The organism is Archangium sp. (assembly GCF_036389735.1).
GTDB lineage: Bacteria > Myxococcota > Myxococcia > Myxococcales > Myxococcaceae > Archangium.
This window is the reverse complement of the sequence record NZ_DASVWK010001131.1, coordinates 1-2,117: the sequence shown is the minus strand read 5'-3', so window position 1 is coordinate 2,117 and position 2,117 is coordinate 1. Positions and strand designations below refer to the sequence as shown.

Genomic DNA, 2,117 nt, shown 5'->3' with positions numbered 1-2,117 from the left:
AGTGCCTCCGGGGACCATACGGTGCGGGTGTGGGATGGGAAGACAGGTAAAGAGCTGTCAGTCCTGCGAGACCACGAAGATGGGGTGACTGGTGTGGCGTGGGACCCAACGGGTCGGCGGCTGGCAAGTGCCTCCTGGGACAGGACGGTGCGGGTGTGGGACGGGGAGACGGGTAGGGAAGTATTGGTCCTAGGCCATGAGGGCCTGGTGTTTGGTGTGGCGTGGGACTCGGAGGGCTACCGGCTGGCGAGTGCATCTGGGGACGACACGGTACGGGTGTGGGACGGGGAGACGGGCAAAGAACTGTCGGTCCTACGAGGCCATGAGGATGCGGTGATTGGCGTTGAGTGGGACCCGGCAGGCCGCTGGCTGGCGAGTGCTGCCCAGGACAAGACGGTGCGGGTATGGGAGATCAACTCGAAGCCGGAGTCGATGAGCCCCCAGGCTCATTCAAGAGTTACGTCGGCGCCCAATCCCGCGAAGAAACCCTCCGTGGGGCAGCCCACGTCGAAAGCGTCTACGAAACAAGCGAGTCCCCGGCGTAAAGCTCCCCGTAAGCGGGGCGGGAAGTGACCGATGATCCGCATTCCCGTCACTCCCCAGGAACTGACTCGGCTCATCGAGCGGGAAGTCCCAGGCTGGCTCGAGCGCGCGGCCAGGCGCACGCGTCAGGCACGTCAGCGCAAGCGTTTCACGGGCGAGGGCATCTGGAGCGAGGTGAAGGGCGTCTACATGGCGCTCCAGCATCACAAATGCGCCTACTGTGAGCGCCCCATGGCCGAGGGCTCGCACGCGAACATCGAGTACGACGTCGAGCACTTCCGGCCCAAGAGTCGCGTGACGCCCTGGCCCGATGCGAAGACCGCGAAGGAACTCCGCATCCGGTACAAGGTTCGCAACGGGGCCGCCAAGGGCTATCCGCTGCTCGCACATGACCCGCACAACTACGTCGTCACGTGCAAGGTCTGCAATTCGCCTCTCAAGGCAGACCACTTCCCCATTGATGGCACTCCCTCGGAAGCGGGCAGTGACCGCGCGAAGCTCGACGCCGACGAGAAGCCGCTCCTCCTGTTTCCGATTGGCTCCACGGGCTCCTCCCCCGAGGAACTCATCACCTTCGAGGGCATCCTCCCGGTACCCGCGAAGCGCAGCGGCCATGATCGCAAGCGGGCCCAGGTGACCATCGACTTCTTCCGGTTGCACCTCCGGACCGAGCTGCGCGATGCGCGGGCTCACCTCCTGGTGATGCTGTGGAACAATCTTGAGCGTGCGCAGCAGGGCTCATCGGAGCAGCGTCAGCGTGCCAGGGACGTGCTCGTGGCCGCCCGCCAGAACTTTTTCCCTCACGCCGCATGTGCCCGAGCATTTCTCGACCTGTATGCGCGAGACCCTGCGAAGGCAGAGGCCTACTATCTGGAGGCGCAGCGGCTGATGGCGCGCAAGGAGCCTGGACTGTACAAGAGGGGCGCCGCACCGCGTTCCTGATGACGGATTCAGGGGCGCTCGGCGCTACGCCCCGCGGGTTGAGCCCGGGGGCCACGTCCCCTCACCCCCGTCCCCTCTCCCGGTGGGAGAGGGTGTGGTGTCGCTGCTGTGTGGCTGTGCTGCTCGGAGCTTCGGGCTACCAGGTCGTGTCCGGCACCGGCGCCGACAGCGTCTGCCGCCGCTCGCCCACCACGCCCAGCTTCACCCCCAGCTGGTACAGCGCCCGCGTCTGCTCGAACACCGGCGCCCACGGCATCAGCGTCTTCACTCCCGCCCCCTCCTCGTCGCTGCTGTCCCCCTTCTTCTCCCCCAGCATCTCCGAGAGCACCTCCGCCGCGCTCTTCTTGCGCGGGAACGTCTCCACCTTCACCTCCCCCTCCAGCTTCGCCGCCTCCTTCGCCAGCCTCAGCGCCACCGGGAAGCCGCCCAGCTCGTCCACCAGCCCCCGCTCCTTCGCGTCCTCCCCCGTCCACACCCGCCCCTTGGCCACCTCCCGCAGCTTCTCCACCGGCAGCTTCCTGCCCGCCGCCGCCTTCGCCGTGAAGTCCTCGTACACCCGGTCCAGGAAGGCCTCGTTCTTCGCCAGCTGCTCCGGCGTGAAGTCCGCGTCCGAGCTGTACATCGTCGCGTTC

The 2,117-nt window shown here is 66.7% G+C and carries 3 protein-coding genes; 2 read left to right on the top strand and 1 reads right to left on the bottom strand.

What is annotated here, in order from left to right:
* Positions 1-21 precede the first annotated feature (21 nt).
* Entirely contained in the window at positions 22-573 is a 552-nt protein-coding gene (locus VF794_RS41835) for a WD40 repeat domain-containing protein (protein ID WP_414641021.1), read from the top strand.
* A gap of 3 nt (positions 574-576) precedes the next feature.
* On the top strand, positions 577-1,485 hold the full coding sequence (locus VF794_RS40735; protein WP_331119296.1) for a hypothetical protein: 909 nt from the start codon (positions 577-579) through the stop codon (positions 1,483-1,485).
* A 136-nt stretch (positions 1,486-1,621) separates the two neighbouring features.
* Here VF794_RS40735 and VF794_RS40730 read toward each other — a convergent pair.
* On the bottom strand, positions 1,622-2,117 hold a 496-nt coding region (locus VF794_RS40730; protein WP_331119294.1), incomplete at its 5' end, for a S49 family peptidase.

Excerpts from the sequence above, each read along its gene's own strand:
- VF794_RS40735 (WP_331119296.1), top strand. The coding sequence starts at position 577 with ATGATCCGCATTCCCGTCACTCCCCAGGAACTGACTCGGCTCATCGAG.